Here is a 25570-nt window from a genome sequence, read left to right as displayed (position 1 = left end):
TCCTCGGGAATTTAAAGAGAAAACAGAAGAAAAAAGAGACTTAACTCTGGCTAATTACTCTTCTTATCTCTTAAATATTAATCGCCTTTTACTTTGGAAAAAACTTCCTGGTGGGGAAGAATACTTGAGCCGAGAAGAAATTAAGCACTTGCCTCTAGAAAAAAAAGGAGGGCTTCTTAGAGATTGGATTAAAGAAAATGGTAAAAACATCATGGCTTTAGATTTATCTAGAGTAGGCTTGACTTATTTACCCCAAGAAATATGCCAGTTATCTCAGCTGCTACAGCTTAACTTAAATCAAAACCAGCTCACCGCTCTGCCTGCAGAAATCGGGCAGCTGTCTGAGCTGCTACAGCTTAGCTTAAATCAAAACCAGCTCACCGCTCTGCCTGCAGAAATAGGTCAATTGCCTCAGCTGCTACAACTTAGCTTAAATCAAAACCAGCTCACCGCTCTGCCTACAGAAATTGGGCAACTGTCTCAGCTGCAAACGCTTGACTTAAATCAAAACCAGCTCACCAACCTGCCTGCAGAAATCGGTCAATTGTCTCAGCTGCGATGGCTTTACTTAAATCAAAACCAGCTCACCGCTCTGCCTGCAGAAATCGGGCAGCTATCTCAACTACAATGGCTTTACTTAAATCAAAACCAGCTCACCGCTCTGCCTGCAGAAATCGGGCAGCTGTCTGAGCTGCGAGAACTTGAATTAAATCAAAACCAGCTAACCAACCTTCCTAAAGAAATTGAGCAGCTGTCTAAGCTGCGAGTGCTTGAATTAGCGGAAAATCCTTTGAAAGATATCGACGAAAAAATAAGGCAGCGTTTTCAATTGTAGAATAGTAAGTACTTTTTAAATTTGGGTGGGCTAAAATGAAATAAGAAACTTTTAACCACCTTATGTTTAAAGAAATAACCCGCTTTTCTTCCGGCAACTAAGCAAGCTTAAACTGATCTACACATTTATAACGTCTAGAAGTTTCTCTTTTTTTCTGCAAAGTGTTATGGCTGGGAAAACAGAACTGACGAACTAAAATTTTGATGGCTGTGATAGTGCTACTTCATTAAATTTAAGGTGTATCAAAAAATATCCTTTTAGATGAGTTATGAATAGCTTGGCAAAAAGGGCAAATAGTAATGCAAAATAAGCTGTTAATCAATCTTCTTACTTGAGGTAGGCATGGAGGTTCTTTTATCTTTTGCCTGGTAGTCCAGTACGGTTAAGAAGCTATAAGCGATAAAACATAACATCAGATGATGATGAAGCTTTATCCATGGCTGTCCCTCAAAGTGATCTAATTCTAGCTCCTCTTTCATCTGCTAATAGCCTTGCTCAATTCTACATCTTTCATGACTCTATTCTACTATATGTATGAGAGAAGTATCTTTTGAGGCATTGGAAACCTAGCATTTATATTGATCGTTTCCTAACTTTTCCAGGATTAGCCATCTTTCAACCCCTGGTCTATAAGATGCCTCTGTGATGGTTTCTTTAACCCGTATAGTCATCACTTCACAATGTTTCTTCGATTGAAGGGTAGTTTTACCTTTTGCCACTTACCCCCTCCCTGTATCAATTTTTTTAACCACTTCTTGGCAGAAGGCGGCTTAAAGTTTTTATCCACAACTCCTAAGGTTTTTTCTTGGCCTATCTCTAATGTTTAGGGTAAAATTTAAATGAATATCTAGAGGCCAGAAGCTATGATTTTCAGAAATTCGAGCCACAAGGGTTAACTGTCTTTTATCGAACTCTCCCAATATAATCTTAAGATGTATAATCTGCATTAGTGGACTCTTTCTGTTCTTCCTAAGTGGGCTTTAAAAACATTGATCCATTCATTAAGTTGTTCACGAATGGAATTTAATTGATCTAGATCCATTGCCCTTTCCTTAATTAACAAACCTTGTCTATATTCATACTAGAAATTTACTTAACGAGGTAGTACTAGGTAGATTGGATTTTCAATGACCGTGTTGGTTCTGCTCCTATCATTATATGTGGTAAGTCTTTGATAAACTTCAAGCCCGCCTTGGTAACCTCTCAGCTATATATCTTCATACTTAACTGACCTCCACGAACGCTCTACATTATCTGTTGCCCTTCCTCTTCTATCCATGCTAAAAGCAATACTTTTTCCTCTAGAAAAAAATCTACAAACCTGGTGCTAGTAATACGAGTAAATGGGTGTTTTTTATTAGATCACACAATCAAAGAAGCGCCTAAAGCTTTATTAAGCCAATTCCACTCTATTCTTTGAGATAATTGTTTTTTATTTTCCTGTATCTATAGTGGTCGGCTAATAGCCGCCCTTTGTAATCAATAGATTTAAAAAAACAGTTTGGATATAGAACCATGCAGTAGACATGCTTGCTTATAATGAAAATGCATTGTATGTTAAAAGGAATGTTTAGAAGCTCAAAAGATAAGAAGTTTAACCTTATAAATAATTAGTGAGGAACAGTTGCTATGAGTGAATTAATATCAAAGCAAGAGGGGATTCTTCAAGAAGACTATGCCATTTGTAGAGAGCCTAATAGCCATACAAGAATTCGTGGCGTAGCAATTAATACTCTTCTGCACATTATTCATCTTTTAGCCATCGTCCAATGAGAAAAACCTCCAAACCTTTATTGATTCTTTTTGTCCTGCTTTTACTTACAATGAGTCTCCCCTTAACGACTTCTGAGTGGATGCGCGGAAGGGTTTTGGCTATTCTCTCTCCCATTTGGGAAGGCTTAAGCCATTTAAAAGGGCAAAAAAAGCAAGAATTAAAAAATCTAATGCCCACAGATTTACATGAAAATAGCATGCCTGAGATTCAAGAACCCTCTTACGAGGCAGTAGCAGCTCGTATTATCTTTCGTTCTCTAGGAACCTGGAATAGTTCTTTGTGGATTAACGTGGGAGAAGAAACGAATGAAGTCTATGAAAGTCCTTTGGTGGCTAAGAACAGTCCTGTATTGGTCGGTGATTCAGTGGTAGGCGTGATAGATTATATGGGAAAAAGGCAATCACGTGTGAGGCTGATTACAGATTCGGGACTTGTACCTTCGGTGCGCGTGGCCAGAGGGTATGAGCAGGGTAAAGCTATCGCAGAATATATTCCTGATTTACTTGCGTATATACATGCTCATGGAGAGTTGTTTGACAATGGGCGGGAAAAAATGCTAGCGGAAAATGTATTGCGCCATTTGCGTCTAAAGTTATTGGAAAAAAAGCATACCTGGTACTTAGCTAAAGGGGAAATTCGAGGACAAAGCCGTCCTATCTGGCGAACAGATGGCCATCTCCTTCGTGGGTCAGGTTTTAATTATGATTTCGAAGATGAGCAGGGGCCTGCACGCGATTTACGTTCTGGGGAGCCTATAGGTTCTTCACAAGAAAAAGCTATGCCTTTAATAAAAGTAAACGATCTTTTAGTAACTACAGGCATGGATGGAGTCTTTCCAGCTGGCCTTAAGGTGGCAATAGTGACAAAAGTAAATCTTTTAAGGGAAGGAGATTTCGCCTTCGAATTAGAGGCTAAACCCACGATAGGAAATTTAGATGACCTAACATGGGTGTATGTTATAGCCCCATCAGAATTTAATGAAAAAGATCAGCCTAATTTACGTTAATTTTTAATTTCCTTTTATCTTATCTTTTAAAATTACAATTTATACGCTTAAAAAAACTTAGTCTGCATATCCAACCCTATGAAACATGCCTTTCTACTTAACAAGAGAAATCGTATAGAGTACGGGGCTGCATAAGGATTCGCTTAAAAGTGTATCACATGTGATTAGAAGAAAAGAGGTGAGGATAAGCTTCTCTTATTTTAGATTTTTTTTAGATGGCTGATCACTTTTTTGCAGGTATTAGAATTTAAGACTTGTCCTTCTTAGCCAGCGTGGCTACATGGCTTGCTTGAATAAGTTTTCTTTATTTTTTTCATATTTTTTTTCAGTTCAATGACTTATAATTTTTCTTATCTCCTTCAATCAAAAAAATTATTTAGGTCTCTTATTTTTTATACATTATTTAATAAAATTTTTCTATACCATCTTGCTTTAGTAAATTATTAAAACACTAGGTGTATTATGCAAATAAATCTATCATCTAAAGCATGCCGATTTATTGATCATAAGGCCGATTACGTGCCTATCATAAGTACTGTGACTAATTTAGTTTGTATCTTTCAAAAAGTTTTTATCATACCCTTTAAGCAAGAAAAGAATATTTCTAAATGTCCTTACTATTCCTACCTTAACGGAAAAAGTTTTGGACGGTGTATAATTTTATTAATTCCTGTATTAGGAAATATCCTTGTAGGAATTGGGGACTTTGCTTGTAAAAGAGAGAATGATAAAGACGCTTTGCCAAAGCCGGCCAAGTACTATGGCGGCATATCTAAGTATGAGGGTCCACCTTCTAGAGACGATAAAAAAATATTTCCTCTTACTCTCAGAAAAGAGGCGGTAGAGCTGAAAAATTTTAAAGAAAAGCTTCAAATTAGTGCCCAGCAAAAAGTGAATACACTTAGGGATGCTAGTAAAGATCATCAAAACGATAGGGAAGGTGTCCTTGCGGCTATTCAGCATGATGACTTAGCAATGCAGCAGACTTGCCAAGATTTCCAGGATGCTAAAAAAGTTGTATTTGCTGCCGTTCAGCATGATGGCTTAGCCCTACAGCATGCTAGCCAAGCGCTGCAGAATAATAAAGAAATCGTTCTTGCAGCTGTTCAACATGCTGGCTTAGCCCTGCAGTATGCCAGCCAAGAGCTTCAAAATGATAAAGAAGTCGTTCTTGCAGCTGTCCAGCATGGTGGCTTAGCCCTGCAGTATGCTAACCACGCGCTGCAGAATAATAAAGAAGTCGTATTTGCAGCTGTTCAACATGCTGGCTTAGCCCTGCAATATGCCAGCCCAGAGCTTCGAAATAATAAAGAAATCGTTCTTGCAGCTGTTCAACATGCTGGCTTAGCCCTGCAGTATGCCAGCCCAGAGCTTCGAAATGATAAAGAAGTCGTTCTTGCAGCTGTTCAACATGCTGGTTTAGCCCTGCAGTATGCCAGCCAAGAGCTTCAAAATGATGAAGAAGTTGTTCTTGCAGCTGTTCAGCAAGACTGCTTGGCTCTTAGATACGCTAGCCAAGAGCTTCAAAATAATCGAGTAATCATTCTTGCCGCTGTCCAGCAAGCACCATGGGGGCTTAAGTATGTTAGCAAGGAACTCCAGAATGAGAGAGAAATCGTTCTAGCTGCCGTGCAGAAATTTGGTCTGTCGTTTAGGTATGCTAGTCAAGAGCTTCAAAATGATAGAGAAATCCTTCTTGCCGCCGTCCGGAGAAGAGGCTCTGTACTTATGTATGCTAGCAAAACTTTGAAGAACGATAGAGAAATTGTTCTTGCAGCTATCCAGCAAGATGGTTTGGCGCTTAGGTACGCTAGCGAAGAGCTGCAGAATAATCCTGAACTTGTTGACCTGAGTTTCGAGCTTTTTAGGCAGCAATCAAAAGGCTCGTTTCTTGGCTAGAAAACCTTAATGAGGGCTTTTTTGGCTGGCGGCAATAAGCTGCTACTCCTGCCAGCATATTGGCTAGAAAATTTGCTACGCTTCTTAATCTGAGTGTATAGGCAATGTAAGAAATGTTTTTTAGTTGCTCGTTTACAGTTTCGATTATAAATCTTTTTCTTAGTAAAATTTTGTCTTAAAAGGACATCAATTTTCGCTTTATATTCGATTGTATACATGTCAATAGCTCTAAAAAGCCGCGATTAATAAACTTTTGCCTTAGCTTAAAGGAAAGATAACCTTTATCGCTAGACAGCCTTCCCATCAGGTTTTTTGACAAAATGCCGACCATAAAAACATTGGAAATGTTCATAAAGTTGGGCTGAAAAAGTTAAAATCTGTCCCTTACCATTGATAATCAGGCGATGTTTAAGGCTCTGAAAGTCATCCTGAAGGGGCTTTTCCTCTTTTAGCTCCCCCTTTAAAAACCTTATTTCTTGTAATTCTTTGTTTATGACCAACGGCAATAGAGGTAGAGTCAATAAGGCAATCCTGGTGAGCTTTCTCTTTCTAGAAAAGCAATTTTTTGGAAGTTGTTATCCTTTTCTTTCTTTCCATTTAATTAAAAGCTTTCTGGGTAGGCATAATGCGATTTTGGATTAAGTTTAGTTGAGCTTCAGCTTTTCTAAAATCTTCTTGTATCATTAAATTCTTCAATTCTTCAAAACTGGCATGAATATCACATTTTAACTGATCAGATAAGTTAGGCAATAAGTCTAAATAAGTAGGAAGAGATTCATCAATAAAAGGCGTTAATTCTTTTTTCATCCAATGGTTAGAATGAAGGTTAAGGTGTTTTATAATCTCATGACAAGCAAATAAAAGATCGTGGACGTGCATGCTTGCTGTGAGCAAAATTGTTTGGTTAGAGGAAGATTCTGCAAATTTGGCTCTCCAAATATCAGGTACAAGGGCAGAATTTTTCTTCGGCTCCTTTAATATACAAGCTTGAAATGTAGCAATTCTTTTATCTAAGTAAGTAGTAAAGTCGCGTCGAACAATAGGAAATTTAGAATCTGTGCTATGGGTAATAGCTTGGCGTCGGGCATTTTCTAGCCACTTATAAACTACTGAAGATTTTAAACTCGTTTTCTTAAAATAACAATTGATTATGTCTAAATGATCGAGGTTGAACTCATCGTTTAGAGTGTTTTTCATTTTAGTTAATAAATTCAACTGGGATTGCAATGTGTTCATATTTTTTATAAGCCTTTAATTTTATTAATTAAATTAGTCGAAAAATATTTTTTTTTAGTTTGTATCAATTTTTTTACTACTTCTACTAAAATTAATATAGAGCCGAACGAAAATTGAGTTAATTCTGGAGGAAGGCTTAACATTTCTTTAGCCAAGACGCTTTCTTCCTCATTTGAAAATTTGTCTACCAATTGCTTGGCAGCATGGTAAACTCCTTGGCCTAGCCGGTTTACCATAAATTTTCTTTTTTCTTTAGTAAGAGCAGCTATATCTTCTCTAGATAAAACTTTGCGCATTTGGAAGTCATGTAATAAAACTTTAAGAGTTTTATCCATCGCTTCATTTTTGGAATTAAATAAAAATTCGAGATTGTCTTTAATCTTTCTTAAAAATACTTCCGATATAATTTGGTAATCATGATCAATTAGCATAATACATTCTTCTTCTAGCGGAAAAGTAAGCGTTGAAATGTTGTCTACTTTTCCATCATTTATTTTAAGAGACAGAAGAAGTTCAATTAGAACACATAAGATTAAAAATGAGAATGCTGTTTTCTTATCCCTTAAAGCTTTTTATCTACAACTTTGCCTCTAGCAGCTTAAAATAAATTAAGCAGGTAACGAGAGGGGAGCGTCAAGATTAGCAAGTAAAAGCTTTATGGTTAGCCTCTCACCAGATGGTAAGTTTCTAGAGCAATGATCAATAATGTGAATGCTAATAAGGCTAATAATAGAGGTTTACCACCTCTTACCTGTTCTTGGGAGGGTAGATAAAATTTATAACGACCGAGCCAGACCATGCCGATAGGAAGCAGTCCATTAAGGATTGCTTCCCCAAAGCCACCAGCAATTCCTAAAGCCTCTAAAAATATGCCTGGATAGCTGCCAGCAAAGATAGCGGGAGGGATAAAAACTATTAAGCAAAGAAGTATACGTGTCCATCCTTGGCTTTTTGCCGATATTCCATCGGCTAAAAAATCTACCATAGAAAGAGAGACTCCTAAAAAAGAGGTAATCAGAGCAAAATATCCAAAATAGGTAGCTAAAAAGCCAATCCAAGGGTGTCCTGTAATTGTATGGAGGAGTTGAGTAACGGGGATTCCTTCAGCGACCGCCTTAACTATTTGCGATTCAGGAATTGTTCCAATAATCATCCATTGCCATAAGGTGTAGATAATAAAGGGGAGGCTAGTGCCTATCACAATAGCCGTCCGTAGTTGTTGCACATTACGATGCATAAGGGTGGTTAAAGAAGGTATAATATTATGATAGCCATAAGCGCTAAAAAGGGTAGGCATTGCTAATAAAAATACATTCCAATTTCTTCGGGTAAGAAAGCTCATTTGTACTTCGGTACTTCCTAATCCTATGAGCAAAAAGTAAGAGAAAACAAGCGCTATCATAAGGATTAAATTTACCCGGTCTATTACTTGCGAGCCTAAGAAAACAATGAAACCAAAAAGACTAGCAAAGGCTAGGTAGCCTTTATAACCTGTGAGATGAAAGCCCAAGCTTTTGGCTTGGGAGATGAAAAGAGGAGTACCGCCAGCAATGTAAGAGACCTCTAAGCAATAATAAAGAAAGAGAAAAGCTGCTCCTGCTATCCACTTACCACAAGGTCCAAAAAAGCGTGCGGCCATGGATAACACGTTCGCCTCCTCTTTCATCCAGAGCGTGGCTTCCAAAAAAAGCAGGCCGGTGATTAGCATAAATATCCAACAGATAAGGTTGACTGCCATGGCTGGTAAGAATCCTGAGAAGCCAGTTACAACAGGTAGGGCAAGCATGCCTGCACCGATACAAGTGCCTGAAACAAGTAATATTCCACTAAGAGTGCTGAATTTGTTATTTATAGTAGGCATAGAAATTTAAGTACCCTAGGTTTTATATGCAGGAAAAGAGATGTTAAAAATTGCTTTAAGGCAGAAAATTATCAAAAAAATAGATAAAAACAAAATGTTTTTGCAAATTAGAGGGTTTTAAGCTTAAATTAGCATTTTTTAGGAAATAGAATGAAATTTGCTGAATTGAGGGTTAATGTGTCTTAAGCTATTTCTTTTTTTAGGTAATGATCGCCATGAAAGAGAGACAGAAGGCCAACAATTTTAACTCCTCGCACATTAAATGAATCTAAGTAAGGTAGTTCAAAGGTTATGAAATCAGTGGGCGTAGTCGTTCTAACATTAAATGCTGAGAAGCATCTGGTACGCTGTCTTAATCCTATCATGCAATCATCGTTAAGCCCAAAAATCCTTGTAGTAGATTCGTCATCGAGGGATCAAACCAGATCGCTTGCTTATTCATTAGGTGTAGAAGTTTTATCAATCCCACAAGCAACTTTCAACCATGGCAGGACCCGCGAGCTAGCAAGGAAACATCTAGGCACTGATTTGGTAGTCATGTTAACCCCTGATGCCTATGCGGTAAATCCGCAAGTTTTAGAAAAATTGGTTGAACCCATTATACAGGGCAAAGCATCGATCGCCTATGCAAGGCAAATTCCCCATGAAGGAGCCGACTTTTTTGAATCTTTTCCTCGGTATTACAATTATCCTGTTCGAAGTGAAATTCGAAGTATTGCTGATAGGCGCCGTTATGGCTCCTATACATTTTTTTGTTCAGATTCATGCGCTGCGTACTTAAACAGCGCTTTAGATGAAGTTAAAGGCTTTCGTTCTGTTCTTTTAGGAGAAGATACACTAGCGACTGCTCAACTTTTGAAAATAGGGCATAAAATTGCTTACGTAGCAGAGGCGGAAGTAAGACACTCTCATCGCTATAGTTTACGCCAAGAATTCTGTCGATATTTTGATACAGGATTGATGCGAAAAAAATATGAAAATATTTTAAATTGTGCGGAAGACGACCAATTGAGAGGGAACCACTATGCTACATGTATGCTTAAGCAGCTGTATCAAGAAAAACCTTTATTGCTCCCTTATGCTTTAATGCATATAGGTGCTAAATGGGCAGGATATCGCTTAGGGCAGGCTAGCATTAATGCTCCCTTGTGGTGGAAAAAAGCTTTAAGTAGCCAAAAGTATTACTGGAAAAAAATTACTACCTCTTAAAATGCAATAGGTTTAACATCATTACACTGCCTTGTTATTCCCTCCTAAACAGCGGATGTAGGTTCTACTATCTGCATTTAAAGCTGTAATACAATTTTAAGAGATATAAATAAGGTAGATTGAATTAAGAGAAGAAAGATCACTTTAATTCTATCAAGTTTAAAAATTCATTTTATTCAAAGAGGCTTATGACATGCCTTTAAGCGAGAAAAGAAAGAAAGTAAAAATTAATTTTTTGTTTTCGCCTTTTGTTTTACTAAATGTATCTCTCCTTATAATTTTCGCTTCTTGCTCAACTGCTAATTTTGACTATCCCATTATGGGACCTGACGAATTTGTGATAGACTCTTATCGCATACGTCAAGGAAAGCTAGCTATCTTAGAGCTAGAGGGAGTAGAGCTTGGAGAGCTAGCAGAAGAGGATATGTTAGAGTACCGTGATGTGATCGCTGAAGATGATATTTTAAACATTGCTGTTTATCATCCCACCCGTAAAGATTTAATGCAGTCTATTCAATTTATCAATGAGTCAACGGGTGGATTTAAAGTCTATCAAGGAAAAATAGATGTACCCGATTTACCTCCCCTGGCAGTCAAAGGGCTTACTTTAGAAGAAGCTCGTGAGGAATTACAAAGAGCTTTTAGGGACCAAATTCAGGATATAGAAGTTTATGTCAATTACCGTGATCGCCTACAACGTCGTGTGGAGTTAATAGGTTTAGTTTCTATTCCTACCGTACCGGTAGACGGAAAAATGCGTCTTTATGAAGTGCTTGCCAGATCTCATATTCCGCCAGGCGCTAACTTATTTAAAAGCTATGTAATGCGCGAGGGACGTCAATTGCCTATTGATTTGCATAGGTTAATCAATGAAGGGGATATGAAACAAAATATTGTAATGCGTGGAGGGGATAAAATCTTTATTGCTGCTCCCTCGGATGCTACAGTTATGGTGATGGGAGAGGTGCGGGCTCCTCGCCCCATCAATGTTCCTTACGGCTTTATTTCTCTACGTGAAGCTTTAGTGACGGCGGGGGGTATTCCTTTTACGGGTAATGGCAACTGCATCCATGTGATTCGTGGGAATATGCTTTGTCCTAAAGTCTACCTAGTCTCTTTAGATCACATCGTGCATTTGCCCAACGATAGCTTACTATTGATGCCTGGGGATACTGTATATGTAGCCGAAAAGCCTTTGACGCAATGGAATAGATTTATTGAGCAGTTGATTCCTAGCTTTACTGGCCTTCAAGCAGGATATGGAACATACCAGTTAATTAACGATTGATTGTAGTAGAGGTTTACCTTAATATGCCGCCGATAGATAAATATCCTTCAGAAAGTGTGATTACTATCACTGATCTTTTGCATATCTTAAAGATACATAAGGTCGCTATTATATCTGTTGCCTTATTTTGCTGCATCTTTGCTGCCTGCTTTGCTCTATCTCGGCCTGTTATTTACAATATCTCTGGCACTTTCAAAGACAAAGGTAAATCCAAGTCGGGTCTTTCTACATTAAGTCAGCTTCTTATTTCCGGTGCTAATGAGACTGAAGGTGAAGCTTTAGCTACCATCAAATCTCGCAAGCTTATGGAGAAGTTAATTTACCGACGCGGCTTGCAGGGCTTATTGATAAAAATGGAACCCCGCTTTGATTTACTGGGGTCCATACCGGAAAATATTTTAGTGGAATATGCTCATTTCATTTCCCTTAAAAAACCCATCTTACCCGATCATCCCCCAAGCTTATGGCTGCAAGATGTAGCTTACAATGATGAGATTTCTAAAGTTTTTACTCTTCATTTCATTAATGAAGAATTTTTTGAAGTTTATGATGAAAATAATAGAAAGATAGGTAAGCATGAATGGGGGCGAAAAGTAACAGGTAAGGATTATGCTTTTACCGTTATGAAGAAATCCTCTGAGCCTTTAGCGGGTACTCAATGGTATTTAGAGTTGATGCCCTTGCACAGAGTATCGGAAGATCTATTGGCCGCTTTATCCATCCAAGCGGATCAAAATGACCGCAATCTTCTTCATATTAAATTGCAACATAGTAATCGTCATGTAGGCACAGAAATTTTAAATTCTATGATGCTGATTTATCAGGAGCATATTCGCCAAGAGCAAAAGCGTATTTCTCAGGAGCAGATTGCTTACTTAGAAAAACGCCAGCAGGAAATGGGAGCTAAATTGCGTCAAATGATGGTTGCGCATGCAAAAAATATGTCATCGGACATTTCTACCAGTGGCTTTTTTAATTCGCTTAAAGCCATAGAGTTTTATTCTGCCAATCAAACGCATTACCAGCAGAAATTATATGATATAGAGTTAGCAATTAGGAGATTAAGTCACGCCCAGCAAGAAAACTGTGCTTTTTATGATCTACAAGGTGATCCCGGCGTTATCAATCAATCATTGGCAGAAATTAGAGCTTTAAAGCAGCAAAGCGATGCCTTAGATATTGCTTTAAAAAATGCTTATCCTTCTGGTAATCATCATTTTCATGATAGCTTTACTGAACAGTTATTAGATTTGGAACAAGCCAAGCGTCTATCTATAGAAGCTACTTGCTTGCTAAGAAGTCTAGAAAGTGGGCAAGGTCAGCCTACCATAGCTCTTTTAGTTAATGATTCAAAATTTGCTGTACAAGCTTGGCAAGATAAATTGCTAGTCGCCCAAAATGATATGGATAGCTGTTTTTCTGAAGAAGAAAGGACTGACAAGGCTTTAGCATTAAAAACAGCGAAAGAAAACTTTGTGTCTTACTTAAAAAATTTAATACATCTTTTTGATGTGCAAGAAAAAGTCATTCAAGAGCGTTTAGCCTTTCAACAAAGCCCTCAAAATGAATTTCAAGGGATTGATATTGTAACTTCTAAAGAATTGTATATCTCTTACACTCGCATGCTTAATGAAGTGCAAGGTTTGATCCGCCAACTGGATTTTATGATCGAGCAGCTGAAAAATCCTAATTTTGAAGTGACTTCAATGAGTGGAATTCAAAATGATTTTGTCACCAACGAGATGATCTCTAAAGCTTCACAAATTGTTCAGGCCATCAAAGATCAAAACAATCGCAGTGCTAAAGAAATGGAACGTTTGAAAGAACAATTAGATGTTCAAAAAGATTTCTTGCGCCAACACCTAAATCAAGCTGCTATGCTTCATAAGCTTAAAGAACAGCTGATTAAAGAAAAAATCGTTTCCCTGCAAAGTGTAACATTAGGCCTGTTACGTCAGCAAATTTCTATTTTAGATAAGCATATGCAGGAATATATGGCAATACGCTTAAATGATCTAAAGCAGGAGACTAACCTCATCGTTCAGCATCAAGAACAGCTGCGTAAAGAAATGAAGGATTTACCTAACAAATGGGTTGAAGAGCGTTTAATCGATCAGCAGCTGCTCATTAATCAAAAGATGGTGGAAGAAATTACAAGTTTAGTAGAATCAAAGAATTTGACGAGTAATTTAGAGATCTTGCAATCTTATCCTCAAGATTTTGCGGTGCCTCCTCTGCATCCAAAGTCTCCGCGTAGTTTGTTGTATGCTGCCTTCGGTGCGTTTACGGGGGCCTTTATAACTTTTACCTTCTTTATTATTAAATCCACCGTATCTGGCATTCGAGTCAGCCCCTCTAATCTTAAAGCTAACGATTTACACCTCTCTGGCCATCTAACTCCTAAAGCTTCTAATGATTCTAATGAAAATTTGATGGACCAAGATTTAGATGTTCTGCGTCGTATGATTGCTTATATGACCAATAGCTCACAGTCGCAGATAGGACAGTCCTTACTTCTCCTGAATGGAGCTGGAATTGATTATTCTTATCACTTAGCCAAGCTCTTAACCAAGCTTGGTCAAAAGGTTGTCTTAATACCTATCTGTTTTAAAGCGACTTCCCAAGGGTATGGGACAGGATTAATTCAATATCTGCAAGGAGAGATTGAAGAACCCATGATTACTTCCCAGGGCTCGTACGATTGCATTTACGAAGGAGGCGTCTCACGATTTGCAGTAGAATTAATCGGCTCCCACCGTTTCAAAAATTTATTAGAGCAGCTTGTGCAAAGATACGATTGGGTCTTAGTCGTTAGCGATGCTATGCCAGCTAGTGGACAAGCGGATCTCTTAACAAAGATATTTGATCATGTGGCTGTTAACTTGACTAATGAGTCTCTTTCAGATTTGAAAACTTATATGCCTTACAAAGAGCATTTAGCAGATAAGAAAAGAGTTACTTTTATCTTTAGCCCTGCAGAAAGTTAGAAGAGCAGTAAATGTTTTTGCTATCAGCTTCGCTGCCTCATTTTGAAAGCTAAGCTAAAGAAGTTTTTAGCCTCTCTAGGATAACAATAAGAGCAATTAAAAAGGTAGCCAGATATTAATGGCGCTGCATCAGTCCACACGAGCCACACGAGGAAAATAATCAGGAAATGTTTTTTATCCTCTCCTCTTAAAATTTTTTTCTGCTTTACGGATTTTCATCCTTGGCCTAATTATTGGCGATAATCCCGGATATTTCTCATGAAGCTTTCAAAATTTGAACGAAAGGGATTTAAATCTATGCCCCCTCGTCTGGTGTACCGGCCATAAATTGTCAGCTTATGACAGCGACAATATTTTTGCAAATCCATGAAAATACGTTCAATACAATGCTCTCCAAATTCATAGTGGCTGCGAAAGGAAATAATATATTTAAGAAGGGACTCTTTATTAATTTTAGGCCCTATATAATGAATGTAAAGACTTGCCCAATCAGGTTGTTTGGTAACAGGGCAGTTAGATTTTAAAAGATTAGAATAAAATTCTTCCTCCACAAGTTCTGCGGCATGTTCAAGAATGGAAGGATCGACCGCGTAAAGATTGGTTTCAATATCTAAATTGTCTAAGCAAAACCCAGGGAGATTTTTTAAGCAAAGGCTTGCATAATCTTTAGATTGAATAAGGTTAACTTTTACTGGCTGGCCCACACATTTTGCTAAATCTTTTTCTAAGATGGCCTGGACATCTTCTAGATTGGCAAAGGTTGTTTGATGGAAGGAGTTTAAATAAAGTTTAAAAGATTTAGATTCTACAATATAAGGGGATTGGCAAGGAAAGAAAAATTCTCCTATCGCTAGGAGAGGTTTGCCTTTTACGTTAAGCCATGACAGCTCATAAGCATTCCAAACATCATAGCCTTGAAAAGGTAAATTTACATCAGCAATCCCAATTGCTTGGCGTTGTTTATCTCTAGGTAAAGGGCATAGTAAGCTAGGATCATATACAGTATCATAAAAGGTCTGTTTTCCTAGTGGTGAATTGATAAGAGTTTCATCCTTCATAAAAGCCACTTTTCCGATAAAATAAAGTTTAATTTAAGCATCTACCATACTCTGCAAAATGATATTTTTTCAATGGTTAACTCTTAAGAGAGCTATCTTAAGCACCTCTCAAAAATAGAGCTATGCAAGGAAACAGAGCTTTTTTTGCAAAATAAAGAGAAGGCTAGCTTGTAAATCTGAGAGCAATGATGATAACAGCTAGGGTAAACTATGTCTGGAAACCTTTATTTCACCCTTTGCTTCAATAAGGGAAAATTATCAATTCCTTGATCGAATACAATTTTTTTTCGTAGTTTGGCTTATTGCCCTCAATTCTATCCCTCAACTCCCAATTAAAAAAACAGATAGCCATGCTTTCTTTTTTATCGCCCTTATAGGACTTAAGAAGCTTTAAAAAAAGCAATTATGTAAGCTAAATAGACACTTAAATCTTCTTGAGCTTCCCCTTTTAATTAAGAATAGTTTTTTTTTAAGCATATCGCTCTATAAAGAACCGCTTAAAAGCTTATAAATAAACAATTGGCTGTCTTAAGATGATTTTTTAAAGCAGGCTGCCATATAAGGATTTAAGCGGGCTTATTTGTTTAACTTACTAAGAGGGGAAGAGTATAAGCTTTTAAAGCAAAACTTTTTAAAGCTGAATGAAGTAAAATTTGGTTTAAAGCTTCTGGTAAAACATTTCGCCATTAGCGATGAGCTTCATGACGAGCTTTGATTTCTCGCCATTTTCGCACCATTTGAGCTCCTAAAGGAGCCGATTCTTTTCCCCAGGCGCCATATTTTAGGTAGACTACCACCACCAATTCAGGATTGCCCCAGCGATCTAGATACAGGAGAGCATGCGAATCGCTAGGTATTTTTTGATTAAAAGCAATGCCTCCGAACCAGACATGAGTATAAAGGTTTGTCCCATCGTAAAAGTCTAAGTCAATATTCTCCATGGATTCCGCTGTGCTGGTTTTTCCCACCATTTCGTCTTTGAGCTCGAGATAGTCGGCAATAGCTTCAGGATATTCACGGTAAAAGCGGGAAAGGCTAGTCAATCCCTCAGATAATTGTTTTAAAACTACTTTATGCATACCAATAAGCAGAATATTGCGAATAATATCAGGCATAAATAGGTTTCTTTGAACGAGGGTAGGAGCTTTTTTCACGATTTGGGAGTGATCAAGACAGGCAGCTTCAAGGGGTTGTTTACTCTGTGCTTGTGAACGGTACCCGGCTGTTAAAGAAACTATCTTGGGCTTCAAAACATGCCCTTTATTAGCTATAGCAGACAGCATAATGCTAGTCTGCAGGGGGGTAACAACTAAAGTATGTTGGCCATTAGCCATAGAATAAAGGCCGGTACGATTGGTTATAAGATCATTAGGAACTTTTCCTGCAATTTCACCAGGCAAGTCTATACCTGTGCGTGTGCCAAAAGAGAAATCTGAAGCCGCTTGAGAAAGGTCAGCCGGAGAGCTTAAATACTCTGCTGCTAGAATAGAAAAATAAGGATTACTAGAGGTTTCAATGGCACGAATCATATCAATTTTACCAATGTTTTTGGCATGGCTTTTAAGCATACGGCCTCCCTTGTAATATTGAGGAATAGGAGTGCCATCTTGGTGATAACCTACAAAAGTATCCTTACCTTTTTTAAAGATCTGGTCGACCATAATTAAAGGATTGATGCTGCTAGGAGAGAGTTTATCGTTGTTTAGATGCTGATAGCGTTGCTTTAATGCTTCATAAGAGGTAATCAACTTAAAAATAGAGCCCTGCGTTGCAGCTTGCCTATAGGCTTGGGAACGCCCATATCCGTATCCCCGTAGAGGATAAAAAGCGCGGGCAAGATCCTTTTCTATTTGCTTTCCATTAGTTTTGTTGAGGTAACGATAATATCCAAGTAAGGGTCTATCTAGATGATGAAAGCTGCGAAAAGTACGCAAGTAATCTTTAGTCATCTCTTCATCTAAGCCTTTCAAAACAAAAGATAAATTAAAAAAGGCATTTTTCCAAGGAAGTGCCGCATGAGCACCTGCTTGCAGTTCGTTATGCCAGGTTAAAAAGTGATTAAGATAAGGCCTAATTTCTGCTGATCCATGGTAGGGAAGGCGACCTGTCAAAAAGACTAAAAGTAAGTCCCATTGATGTTCATTCCAAAACAAATTAAACATCTCTTTTTCTTGCTTATCAAAATAGTCTATATAAGGCTTGGGGTATTGATGATGGGCTTTTTCTTCTGCCCGTTTTTCTTTTAAAAAAAGCTTTTCATTTTCTTGGCGCCAAGGTATGAAATGTTGTTCATGGAATAATTCTTTAGCCATTTTTTGCGCTGTTTCTTGTAAAGAAATATAGGCAGCGGAAGAATTTCTATAATCCTCAAGCGATTGCTGTCCTTTTACAGCAAGGAGCTGGGGAGAAAAGCGATCGTTACAGACGGCAAGGCGGCATAGATCAACAAGTAAGATCTTATCATAATGTAAAAATAAAGCAGAAAAATAGGGAGCTAATATTTTCTTTTGTTGTTCAACGCTGTCGGCGTGTGCTTTTAAATTATTCTCAATTGTCAGCTGTGTTGGAAGGGGAATTTTTTCTTTTCGCATTTGAGTTCCATCTTCACCATACAGTAGCTTTAACAGCGCATAGATGTTACAGGTGCCACTTAATTCAATTAACCTATCAATCGCTTGTTGGATAATCACTGCCTTTTGCACGCTATCTACCTCTTGGATAGCCTGCATGATTGGAGTATCGGCTTTCAGTATAAGTTTTAAATAATTATTCCAATCAACCATTAAGGTATCTTCATAAAATTCTTTAGTTTCCTCCTGATAAAGTTCTCTTTCTAGGGGGCGTTTTTGATCCCACATTTCAGCTATATAATTCTCACTTTCAAACCAGCGAATGATGTTGGCTATTTTCTTTTTTGCTGCCTCTGGATTAGCAGCGGGAATAAAATCATTAGGGTCTGTGCGTGGGTAAGAGGCTAAAGCAAGAACTTCCCCTGATTGGGGATCTAATGCTACTATAGCCCCTCCTTTAATCCATGGTTGCTTGGTAAGCTTGGAAGGATATTTTGATAAACGCGTTTCGCGAATACGTTCATTTTGAATAAGAAGTTGCTCTGCATATTCTTGCAGCTCAGCCGAAATCGTAAGAAGGATGCGCTGTCCTGCTACAGGCTCATGCGAGCCTGATAATTCTCTTAAGAAATTGCCGCGCGAATCAGAATAATAACTTTTCTTGCCATGATAGCCCCTTAGATTATTTTCAAAACTGCCCTCTACTCCGGCCTTCCCTACATAGTCATTAATCGTATAAGCGTGATCGAGAAGATCCTGAAGGCGCTGCCGGGCTTGAGTTAAATTATCAACACCTGAGGGAAGAGGTATTTCGTCCCCTGCATCACTACCTTGAATATATGCTTCCAACATTTTGATCTCCCGCATGATTTTATCATATTCCTGACGGTTAATCGCCCCCATATATCCAATGATATCTGCAGCTACACGTCCTTTAGGATAGTGGCGCTTAGGTACTTTCTGCACATGAAGGCCTAACCAATCCTTTTCAAGCATTTTCAAGCGATAATATTCTTTTTCGGTAAGATCTTCTTTAATTACGAAAGGTATCTGTCCATAAAATGAGCTTTTAGCATGAATAAGATCCTCCAGCCTTAGAGGATCTAAGTGAAGCTCTTCTCCTAGCAGCTGCGACAGCTGCGTAATATACTCTTTACGTTTAAATTTCTTTTTTTTATTTCCTTGAGCATCCTTTTCCCATCTAATCGAAGGAATGTGGCGCAGCTGAGAGTAGATGATAGCAGCCCGATAAGAAATTTTATTCAGAGCTAAGGGATAGTTGAAGCGGTCGCGAATAGTAGCTCTTTTAGAGGGTTCAATGACAGTCTTTCGTTGAGGTTTAAGCGCCTCCTCTAATTTGACCTCATATTGGATAACAGCCAGGTACCAAATGCGCAGGATAATTACAACCAGGGCGATAAAAATCAGATTAAGGATTTTATTAGCCTTTTCTGGTATATTAAGATTGCTTTTTGCTCTGCGAGAAGAAGAATGTATATGTCGTGCCATGATTTTTATTGTCCGGCTTTGAGAATATACGATTTTGAATTCTAAAGCAAAATAGGATTGCAAAAATTGAATTGATGTTGCAAAAGAATTACCACATCAGGCATAATTTAACTCGCAATCATTAAATGCGCCTGTAGTTCAATGGTAGAACAGTAGCCTTCCAAGCTACGAGTGTCAGTTCGATTCTGATCAGGCGCTCAATTTACAAATTCTAATATCAACCAAGACCGAAATTCTATCTTAAGTAGAATGCCGTCGTCAAAATAAAGGGACAAGGCTTGGCAACACAACAACAAGTTAATGTTACTATTAAAGATCTACTAGAGGCTGGTGCTCATTTTGGTCACCAAACCCGTCGATGGAATCCAAAAATGAAACGTTTCATTTTTGAAGCGCGCAATGGATTATACATCATAGATTTAGCTAAAACTCTTCAACAGATAAGATTGGCTACAGAAGTAGTTAAAGAGGTGGTCGCAAAACATCGTTCTATCTTATTTGTAGGGACAAAAAAACAAGCGAAAGTAGTCGTGCGTGAGCTAGCTGAGCAAGCGGGAGAATTTTATGTTTGCGAAAGGTGGCTAGGTGGTATGCTAACTAATATGTCAACAATCCGCCAATCCATTAAAAAGCTTGAACGTATTGAAAAACGTATTACTTCAGGCGGAGAAGGATTAACAAAGAAAGAGCTTTCTTTATTAAATAAAGATTACACGAAACTCAATAGCAATCTTTCAGGAATAAGAGGGATGCGTAAGCTACCAGGCCTGGTGATCGTAGTAGATCCAAGTAAAGAACATATCGCTGTAGCTGAAGCTAACAAATTAGGTATTCCTGTGATGGGCTTAGTGGATACAAACTGTAATCCTGACCCTATCGAATATGTCATTGCCTGTAACGACGATGCTCTTAAGAGCGTTAAACTTATCATCCAAGCATTAGCTCATGCTATTATAGAAAAGAAAAACGAAATGCAAATTGCATTTGGCAAAGGCGATGTAAAAGAAGATGAGGAAAACGAAGAAGGTGTAAGCGGCAAATATGATGAAAAAGATGAGGCCGATGAAAAAGCTTCTGCAATTTCGGAGGTTTAATTTATGTCAAAGATGCCTATTACTGCTACAATGATTAAAGAACTACGCGAGAGAACCGGCGTAGGGATGGGAAAATGTAAGGAAGCTTTGGAAGAGGCTAATGGAGATATGGAGCTTGCTATTTCAAATCTCCGTAAGGCAGGCATTGCTTCTGCTGTTAAAAAAGAAGGCCGTACCACTAACGAAGGGATGATTGGCTTTTTTGAAAATGACAAGACTGCTGCTATTGTTGAAGTTAACTCAGAGACGGACTTTGTAGCTAAAAATGAACGTTTTAAAGAGTTCTTGGAAAACATTGCTGCAGAGATTGCTAAAACCCATCCTACCTCTTTAGAAGCATTTCTTGCGCAGCCTTATTCTAAAGATACTTCCATATCTATTGACCAATATCGTGCAACAGTTATTCAAACGATTGGCGAAAATATCCAGATTAAACGCTTGTTTACAGCTGCAAAGTCTCCATCTAAATCGATTGGTATTTATTCTCACCTTGGTGGTAAAGTCGTTACAATGGTTGAGATAGAAGGCTCTGATGCAGAACAATCTTTAGCTAAAGATATCGCTATGCATGTAGCGGCTGCTCATCCAGAATTTCTTTCTCCTGAAAAAGTTCCCGCAGAGCTTATAAATAATGAGAAAGAGATTGCCAAAAGCCAGATCAAAAATAAGCCAGAGAATTTCATTGATAAGATTGTGGAAGGTAAGCTCAATGCCTACTATGAAAGTGTATGCTTAACCAAGCAAAAATTCATTAGGAACGATAGCAAATCGATTGCCCAGATCGTTGAAGAGCGCGCCAAGCAAAGCGGCAAGCCCCTTCAACTAACTAACTTCTTGCGTTGGACTGTGGGTCAATAGTTAAAGCTCTACTTTCTATAGATTTAAAACGGGAGAAAAAACACTCCCGTTTTTTCATTTGCGGTTATTTCCTTGTTATAGGTATCATGAATATTAACAATTATTCTTTAGTTTAATATGACACCTATTAAGCGATCTCTTTTAATACTAGCTCTCACATTGATGTGGAGCCCTTGTTTTCTCTTGATAAAACTTGCTTTGGTTGATTTTAATCCTGCCACGATTGTTTTTCTGCGAGTCAGCTTAGCTAGTCTAATATTTTGGATAGCTTTACGCTTACAGGGAGGATCTTTACCAAAAAGCTTTACTTTTTGGAAACATTCAGCTTTTATGGCTATATTTTCTTCGGGGCTTCCTTCCTTCTTATTTTGTTATGCTGAAACCTCTATAGAAAGCGCTCTTGCAGCCATACTAAATGGCTGCTCACCCATGTTTACAGCCATTTTGGCTCATTTGTTTTTGCCAAATGATAGAATGTCTATTCATAAGCTCATAGGCATTTTAATAAGCTTTTTTGGAATTTTATTACTATTTTCCCCCAACATTGCTCAAGGCATGGATGGAGATTTTATAGGTATGTCTGCGGCGTTAGTAGGGGCTTTTTGTTATGCTATTAGCCATGTATATGCTAAAAAGTTTATTGCTGGGCAAGCCCGTTTTGTAGCTCCAACGGCCCAATTATTCATGACAGCATTGATGATGTTACCTTTTGTCTTAGGTTCCCTAGAGACAAAATCTAGTTTTACCTTTCCCTCATTAACCAGTATGCTAGCTATTTTAGGGTTGACATTGCTAGGTACATATTTAGCTTTTTTGATTTATTACTATCTTTTAGAGCATTGCGGTCCTACAGCTCTATCAATGGTTTCTTGTTTTTTTCCTGCGGTAGGTATGTTATTAGGCTATTTATTTCTCGATGAAGCTTTAACTGCAGGCGGCATTTTCTCAGCGGGTTTAATCCTTTTAGGGATGTTGATTGTAAATGAAGTCATTAGCTTTAAATGGCGGCGTCTAAGATTCTTTCAGCAAGAAGCTTAAATAAGCTAAGCCCTGAGCTCATCTATTGGATAAGCAGAAAGATTTTTTCTTAAGGTGTGTGTGTGTATTAAGAAGTTCTAGAGATTTTTTTTGTTGTATGCTTTGTTTATTTATAAGGGTTTAAGCTAACGCTCTTGCCCAAGGCCTTTAGACTAAAATTCCTTTCTAGCTCCGCAAAGCTACAAATAGACCACCTTGCAAACATGCGGGTCATCTTGAGATTTCTTAAAATTTACAAGGGCTAATTCAGCATATTTATTGTTAAGTTTATCAAGCATGAGCTCGAGAGCTTCCTGGATGCGAGAGGGATAGTGTGTCTTGTAATATTCTAAATCATCAGCTTCTAGATAATAAGGATTATGATTATGGGCTTTAGAAGTTGAAATTTGAATAGATAAAAGCACATAAAAAGAATCATTCTTGAGATTAAATCCTCGTCCTTCATAACCTTCATCCGATAGAGAGTGACCATAATACACATTCTTCAACTTTCCTTCAGAATTAAACTCTAATTCAGCTAGGCTACATTCTTGAGTTTTAGCATATTTAAGGGAGTGATCAAAATCAATTGACAAGATAGCTGAGGAAAGAGATTTTTTTAAAATTTTCAAGTTATTGTCGGTCAATTTATTTAATGGGTGATTTTCATAATATTTTTCCCATTGAAGTTTGTTTTTAAAAGAACATAATATTTCCTTAGAAACAAATATAATCGTATTAACGAGAGGCACACAATAGATTAAAGCTGTGAATAAGCAAACGATTTTCTTGCTAGTCGATAGAGGCTTTAGCTGGTCTGGGCAGCAAGCCTTATTACAAAAAGTTATGCTAAAATTTTTATAAGCTTGCTTAAAAGGTTCTTGGAATATTGTTTTAGTCGATAGATGAAAATCTCGTTGATTCCTCAAAAGAGCTATTTGCATGCCTAGATCGTCTCCTTGGTATAAGTGTCCTCAAAAATTTATTATATACCTTTTTTCGTACAATTACATCAATAGGCAATTTGGTCCCTCAATTTTTATTACATCTTTATGGCCGAAGGCATGGGCTAGGTCAAAATAATATTGAGCCAATTTTGCGTCTTTCTCCGTCCCTATTCCACTTTCATAACACTGGAATAAATGGTAAGCTGCATTTTTATAGCCATTCTCGAAAGACTTTTTAAAACATTCAAAAGCTTTCCTTAAATCTCTTCTCGTACCTAGTGCTCTTTCATAGCATATGCCTAAATTACATAAGGCTTCTTGATGATCCTCTATAGCAGCTTGGCTTAAATACTTAAAAGCTTTTGCTTTAACCGAGCAGATCCATGCTTCATCCTCCTGGTCGGAAATACAAATGCTAAGATAGAAATTTAGGTAATGTGCTCCTATTTCACTTAACTCAGCAGTCTCTAGATTTTTATTCTGCTTTTTTAACTTCAATTTTTTTAAATGAATTCTTACAAAAGACATGCCATGGGTAGTTTGGCATAAATGGGTGCGGTTCGTGGGGTTAGGTCTTAACTGCTTAGCAGGAAGATTCATTTTTGTGCTGGCTTCATAGCCAGATGGTGTAGTCCAGGGTTTATTACTTACATTTCCTGCAAAAAGGATGCTTACCACTTCAAGATTTTCGTCGATTACAGGAGAGCCTGAATTTCCATGAAAAGAGTCTAAGTTTGTTTCGATATGTTGTTCACTACATTCTTTTTTTACGGACGCCCCTAGATGAATTTTCAAGGGTAAACCTCGCGGATGTCCTAACATAAAGATTTTTTTATTTAATAAAGACTTTTTTATAAAATTAACTGCTAAAGGTTGACGCCCGATCACTTTTCTATCTAACTTTATTAGAGCCCAATCAATTAGGTAATCCGGCGCACATGTATAATTAAAAAAAACCACTCTTTTAAAACTGTAAATATCTGATTCACAAAATTCATAATCCTCAGTCCTCATTTTTTGACTTTTCATCTGAAAGCCAAATACGAATTTAATACGTTCTAATTCGCTTTGCGCTTTTAGACTTGTTCGGACAATAACGCCTCTTGCTTTTTTGGGTTTTAATTTCGTATAGGGATTTGAACGTGTAATACAGTGCGCGACAGTAAGAACATGTTGAGGCGATACTAAGAAGGCTGTACTTAATCCAGGAGTAGGCTCGTGGAGAAAAGAATCGGTATGGCCTAAAGGGATTCCTTTAGCTTTTTTAGAGATACGTTCGCCTAATGTTCTCACCCTCTCTGTATCAAATTTATAAGTAATAAAGCCGTAATTATTGATTCTATTTAACTTATGGTCTGGCATCATGCATGCCACGCTGTCGGCTTGCTCCTGAATAGTTTTTTCTAAAGACTCGCCTAAATTGAGTTCATTGAGTTTATAAAGATTTTCAATGCAAAAATCTTGAGAGTAAAGTTGTGAATTAACGCTTTGCCCAATAGCCATGTTATTTCCTTTCTACAAAAACTATTAATAAGCTTTATTTTTGACCCCTAATTCTTAGATCCGCGGGTTTTATTTCTCTTCCCTATAGAGCAGGCCCTACATAGAAAGAATAGTCGCAATGATAGCAATTCTACTATCGAACAATCAAACGACTAAAAAAATAAATAATGAACACTTCCTACCATGCCAAAAAAGTAATTTTGCTAAAAGTTAAAAATCTAATTCTTATTTCTTTAAGGGTATAAATTTTACTTTTAAAAATTTATCTATATAATTGTTGTTTAGGTTAATTCCTTTTTTAAAAAGGCTTTTCTTTTTTGAAGAAGGTCTGCCTGGCTATCCTGTGTGGGAGAAATTCTGAAAGGTTAGAGCTCTCCTCCTTCTCTTTAATTATTAATAGCCAGACATCATCCAGCCACTGGTAAAATTTTTTATCTTTTAGCTTATTAGCGTTTTTATCTGTTTTATTATTTGCTGGTTTTAGTGCCCTTTAACCAAAATTTAACTTTATATAAAAGAGTTTCGTGCTTAATGAATTTTTTTTCAAGCCTCGTATCAGGGGGGCTTTTATATTACTTCTATTTTTTGAGAAAAAAGCGTGTTAGCTTAAAAGTTGGGGGTAAAAATACTAGGCTTATCCCTACGGGCTATAGCAGAAAAAGAAACGTTTAAAGATGATTTTCTACATGTTTGCTAAATAATGAAATCATAACTTTTTTAGCGTTTTAGTTTATGCTTAAACAGGTTTTTTTATGAGAAGGAAATATAAGAAGGATGAGAAAATAAGAGCGGATTTTAGGTAAACTCCTTCTTTAGAATTTCCTATACTGGAATAAGATTAATTGACCCAACCGCCTCCAAAGGAAGAAGGTAGATAAATTTTTTATATTAATTACCTGTCTAGACTTGTCTCGGGTAG

The 25570-nt window shown here is 37.5% G+C and carries 20 protein-coding genes, 1 tRNA gene and 1 pseudogene; 11 read left to right on the top strand and 11 right to left on the bottom strand.

Going from position 1 to position 25570, the window contains the following annotated elements:
* Positions 1-835, top strand: an 835-nt coding sequence (locus tag DB42_RS01805) for a leucine-rich repeat domain-containing protein (protein ID WP_202965061.1), incomplete at its 5' end; no start/stop codon positions are given.
* 314 nt (positions 836-1149) lie between these two features.
* On the opposite strand, the gene DB42_RS11130 is transcribed toward DB42_RS01805, so the two are convergent.
* Positions 1150-1314, bottom strand: coding sequence for a hypothetical protein (locus DB42_RS11130; protein ID WP_155117376.1), 165 nt, complete (start codon positions 1312-1314; stop codon positions 1150-1152).
* 87 nt (positions 1315-1401) lie between these two features.
* The gene (locus tag DB42_RS11125; RefSeq protein WP_155117375.1) at positions 1402-1554 is read right to left on the bottom strand and encodes a hypothetical protein; all 153 of its coding nucleotides are present in this window, start codon (positions 1552-1554) and stop codon (positions 1402-1404) included.
* Between the two features lie 910 nt (positions 1555-2464).
* Here DB42_RS11125 and DB42_RS11120 point away from each other — a divergent pair.
* From DB42_RS11120 to DB42_RS01795, 3 genes are all read left to right on the top strand, one after another.
* Positions 2465-2608, top strand: coding sequence for a hypothetical protein (locus DB42_RS11120; protein ID WP_155117374.1), 144 nt, complete (start codon positions 2465-2467; stop codon positions 2606-2608).
* A complete protein-coding gene (locus DB42_RS01800) occupies positions 2605-3615 on the top strand; it encodes a rod shape-determining protein MreC (protein ID WP_052435904.1) in 1011 nt (336 codons plus the stop codon). Before DB42_RS11120 ends, DB42_RS01800 begins: the two co-directional genes overlap by 4 nt.
* A gap of 462 nt (positions 3616-4077) precedes the next feature.
* Entirely contained in the window at positions 4078-5514 is a 1437-nt protein-coding gene (locus DB42_RS01795; RefSeq protein ID WP_044881467.1) for a DUF4116 domain-containing protein, read from the top strand.
* On the opposite strand, the pseudogene DB42_RS11795 reads toward DB42_RS01795, so the two are convergent.
* The 5 genes and pseudogenes from DB42_RS11795 to DB42_RS01775 all read right to left on the bottom strand — a co-directional run bounded on the left by DB42_RS11795 (position 5480) and on the right by DB42_RS01775 (position 8611).
* Positions 5480-5866, bottom strand: a pseudogene (locus DB42_RS11795) (transposase). The gene DB42_RS01795 and the pseudogene DB42_RS11795 sit on opposite strands and share 35 nt — an antisense overlap.
* A 71-nt stretch (positions 5867-5937) precedes the next feature.
* The gene (locus tag DB42_RS11790) at positions 5938-6036 is read right to left on the bottom strand and encodes a transposase (RefSeq protein ID WP_080502673.1); all 99 of its coding nucleotides are present in this window, start codon (positions 6034-6036) and stop codon (positions 5938-5940) included.
* A 75-nt stretch (positions 6037-6111) separates the two neighbouring features.
* Complete coding sequence (locus DB42_RS01785) at positions 6112-6750, bottom strand: hypothetical protein (RefSeq protein WP_044881465.1); 639 nt, start codon at positions 6748-6750, stop codon at positions 6112-6114.
* Between the two features lie 5 nt (positions 6751-6755).
* Positions 6756-7181 (bottom strand): hypothetical protein, encoded by a 426-nt coding sequence (locus DB42_RS01780; RefSeq protein ID WP_044881464.1) that lies wholly within the window; start codon positions 7179-7181, stop codon positions 6756-6758.
* A 230-nt stretch (positions 7182-7411) separates the two neighbouring features.
* Positions 7412-8611: an amino acid permease gene (locus DB42_RS01775; protein WP_044881463.1), complete on the bottom strand. Its 1200-nt coding sequence runs from the start codon at positions 8609-8611 to the stop codon at positions 7412-7414.
* 291 nt (positions 8612-8902) lie between these two features.
* On the opposite strand from DB42_RS01775, the gene DB42_RS01770 reads away from it, so the two are divergent.
* The 3 genes from DB42_RS01770 to DB42_RS01760 all read left to right on the top strand — a co-directional run bounded on the left by DB42_RS01770 (position 8903) and on the right by DB42_RS01760 (position 14095).
* Complete coding sequence (locus tag DB42_RS01770) at positions 8903-9820, top strand: glycosyltransferase family 2 protein (RefSeq protein WP_044881462.1); 918 nt, start codon at positions 8903-8905, stop codon at positions 9818-9820.
* Between the two features lie 319 nt (positions 9821-10139).
* Positions 10140-11108, top strand: coding sequence for a polysaccharide biosynthesis/export family protein (locus tag DB42_RS01765; protein ID WP_232044355.1), 969 nt, complete (start codon positions 10140-10142; stop codon positions 11106-11108).
* 23 nt (positions 11109-11131) lie between these two features.
* A complete protein-coding gene (locus DB42_RS01760) occupies positions 11132-14095 on the top strand; it encodes a hypothetical protein (protein ID WP_155117373.1) in 2964 nt (987 codons plus the stop codon).
* A gap of 230 nt (positions 14096-14325) precedes the next feature.
* On the opposite strand, the gene queF is transcribed toward DB42_RS01760, so the two are convergent.
* Positions 14326-15153 carry an NADPH-dependent 7-cyano-7-deazaguanine reductase QueF gene (gene queF / locus DB42_RS01755; RefSeq protein WP_044881460.1) on the bottom strand — a complete coding sequence of 276 codons (828 nt, stop codon included), beginning with the start codon at positions 15151-15153 and terminating at the stop codon, positions 14326-14328.
* Positions 15154-15839: 686 nt separating this feature from the next.
* On the bottom strand, positions 15840-19232 hold the full coding sequence (locus DB42_RS01750; RefSeq protein WP_044881459.1) for a penicillin-binding transpeptidase domain-containing protein: 3393 nt from the start codon (positions 19230-19232) through the stop codon (positions 15840-15842).
* A 127-nt stretch (positions 19233-19359) separates the two neighbouring features.
* Here DB42_RS01750 and DB42_RS01745 point away from each other — a divergent pair.
* The 4 genes from DB42_RS01745 (at position 19360) to DB42_RS01730 (ending at position 22222) form a co-directional block, all read left to right on the top strand.
* Positions 19360-19430: transfer RNA gene (locus tag DB42_RS01745), tRNA-Gly, on the top strand.
* Positions 19431-19510: 80 nt separating this feature from the next.
* Positions 19511-20326, top strand: coding sequence for a 30S ribosomal protein S2 (gene rpsB / locus DB42_RS01740; protein ID WP_039386639.1), 816 nt, complete (start codon positions 19511-19513; stop codon positions 20324-20326).
* Positions 20327-20329: 3 nt separating this feature from the next.
* Positions 20330-21184 carry a translation elongation factor Ts gene (gene tsf, locus DB42_RS01735; protein ID WP_044881458.1) on the top strand — a complete coding sequence of 285 codons (855 nt, stop codon included), beginning with the start codon at positions 20330-20332 and terminating at the stop codon, positions 21182-21184.
* Between the two features lie 117 nt (positions 21185-21301).
* Positions 21302-22222 carry a DMT family transporter gene (locus tag DB42_RS01730; protein ID WP_042239517.1) on the top strand — a complete coding sequence of 307 codons (921 nt, stop codon included), beginning with the start codon at positions 21302-21304 and terminating at the stop codon, positions 22220-22222.
* 179 nt (positions 22223-22401) lie between these two features.
* On the opposite strand, the gene DB42_RS01725 is transcribed toward DB42_RS01730, so the two are convergent.
* Together DB42_RS01725 and DB42_RS10230 are read right to left on the bottom strand one after the other, a co-directional pair.
* Positions 22402-23145, bottom strand: coding sequence for a hypothetical protein (locus tag DB42_RS01725; RefSeq protein WP_044881457.1), 744 nt, complete (start codon positions 23143-23145; stop codon positions 22402-22404).
* Between the two features lie 63 nt (positions 23146-23208).
* Positions 23209-24651 (bottom strand): trypsin-like peptidase domain-containing protein, encoded by a 1443-nt coding sequence (locus tag DB42_RS10230; RefSeq protein ID WP_052435902.1) that lies wholly within the window; start codon positions 24649-24651, stop codon positions 23209-23211.
* Between the last annotated feature and the right edge of the window lie 919 nt (positions 24652-25570).

The organism is Neochlamydia sp. EPS4 (assembly GCF_000813665.1).
GTDB lineage: Bacteria > Chlamydiota > Chlamydiia > Chlamydiales > Parachlamydiaceae > Neochlamydia.
This window is presented reverse-complemented; position numbering and strand designations above follow the sequence as displayed.

Excerpts from the sequence above, each read along its gene's own strand:
- DB42_RS11130 (WP_155117376.1), bottom strand. The coding sequence starts at position 1,314 with ATGAAAGAGGAGCTAGAATTAGATCACTTTGAGGGACAGCCATGGATA.
- DB42_RS11120 (WP_155117374.1), top strand. The coding sequence starts at position 2,465 with ATGAGTGAATTAATATCAAAGCAAGAGGGGATTCTTCAAGAAGACTAT.
- DB42_RS01800 (WP_052435904.1), top strand. The coding sequence starts at position 2,605 with ATGAGAAAAACCTCCAAACCTTTATTGATTCTTTTTGTCCTGCTTTTA.
- DB42_RS01795 (WP_044881467.1), top strand. The coding sequence starts at position 4,078 with ATGCAAATAAATCTATCATCTAAAGCATGCCGATTTATTGATCATAAG.
- DB42_RS01785 (WP_044881465.1), bottom strand. The coding sequence starts at position 6,750 with ATGAACACATTGCAATCCCAGTTGAATTTATTAACTAAAATGAAAAAC.
- DB42_RS01780 (WP_044881464.1), bottom strand. The coding sequence starts at position 7,181 with ATGCTAATTGATCATGATTACCAAATTATATCGGAAGTATTTTTAAGA.
- DB42_RS01775 (WP_044881463.1), bottom strand. The coding sequence starts at position 8,611 with ATGCCTACTATAAATAACAAATTCAGCACTCTTAGTGGAATATTACTT.
- DB42_RS01770 (WP_044881462.1), top strand. The coding sequence starts at position 8,903 with ATGAAATCAGTGGGCGTAGTCGTTCTAACATTAAATGCTGAGAAGCAT.
- DB42_RS01765 (WP_232044355.1), top strand. The coding sequence starts at position 10,140 with ATGGGACCTGACGAATTTGTGATAGACTCTTATCGCATACGTCAAGGA.
- DB42_RS01760 (WP_155117373.1), top strand. The coding sequence starts at position 11,132 with ATGCCGCCGATAGATAAATATCCTTCAGAAAGTGTGATTACTATCACT.
- queF (WP_044881460.1), bottom strand. The coding sequence starts at position 15,153 with ATGAAGGATGAAACTCTTATCAATTCACCACTAGGAAAACAGACCTTT.
- DB42_RS01750 (WP_044881459.1), bottom strand. The coding sequence starts at position 19,232 with ATGGCACGACATATACATTCTTCTTCTCGCAGAGCAAAAAGCAATCTT.
- tsf (WP_044881458.1), top strand. The coding sequence starts at position 20,330 with ATGTCAAAGATGCCTATTACTGCTACAATGATTAAAGAACTACGCGAG.
- DB42_RS01730 (WP_042239517.1), top strand. The coding sequence starts at position 21,302 with ATGACACCTATTAAGCGATCTCTTTTAATACTAGCTCTCACATTGATG.
- DB42_RS01725 (WP_044881457.1), bottom strand. The coding sequence starts at position 23,145 with ATGCAAATAGCTCTTTTGAGGAATCAACGAGATTTTCATCTATCGACT.
- DB42_RS10230 (WP_052435902.1), bottom strand. The coding sequence starts at position 24,651 with ATGGCTATTGGGCAAAGCGTTAATTCACAACTTTACTCTCAAGATTTT.